The 551-nt window shown below is 60.3% G+C and carries 1 protein-coding gene; it reads left to right on the top strand.

Features of this window, described 5'->3' with window-relative positions; genetic code table 11:
• On the top strand, nt 1–423 hold a 423-nt coding region (locus AACY08_RS28380; protein ID WP_339472419.1), incomplete at its 5' end, for a VIT1/CCC1 transporter family protein.
• Nucleotides 424–551 lie beyond the last annotated feature (128 nt).

Raw genomic sequence — 551 nt, 5'->3', positions numbered from 1 at the left:
CAACCTGAAGCGGAGCTGGCCGAACTCGCCGCGATCTACGAGCAGCGTGGTGTAACGCCCGAACTGGCGCGACAGGTCGCCGAGCAGATGATGGCAAAGGACGCCTTCGGGGCCCATGCGCGGGATGAACTCGGACTGACCAGTCATGTGATGGCGAAGCCAGTTCAAGCGGCATTCACTTCGGCGGTCACCTTCGCATCTGGCGCGACTTTGCCGCTGGCCGTCGCTCTCCTGTCGCCGGCCTGGACCGCCACCTGGACCGTCTCCATTGCCTGCCTCATCGGACTTGGCGTTCTCGGAGCGATCGGCGCTCGCGCTGGCGGCGCCAGCATATGGAAACCCACTCTTCGGGTCGTGTTTTGGGGAGCAGTCGCCATGGCCTCAACTGCGACCATTGGTGCCCTCATCGGTCGAGCCGTCTAGTTCGCGGAGCTCTCTATTTTTTAATCGATTTTGCACTCGATATTTGCATCGCTGCAGAATGGGATTTTCTGCGATGTATTCCAGCGGTACCCAATCACACATGCCGCGGACTTCAGGACTAGGAGAGA

This window comes from Pseudomonas sp. EL_65y_Pfl1_R83, from assembly GCF_963970695.1.
Taxonomy (GTDB): Bacteria; Pseudomonadota; Gammaproteobacteria; order Pseudomonadales; family Pseudomonadaceae; genus Aquipseudomonas; species Aquipseudomonas tritici.
Note: the sequence above shows the minus strand (reverse complement) of the source record. Positions and strands in the feature narration are given on the sequence as shown.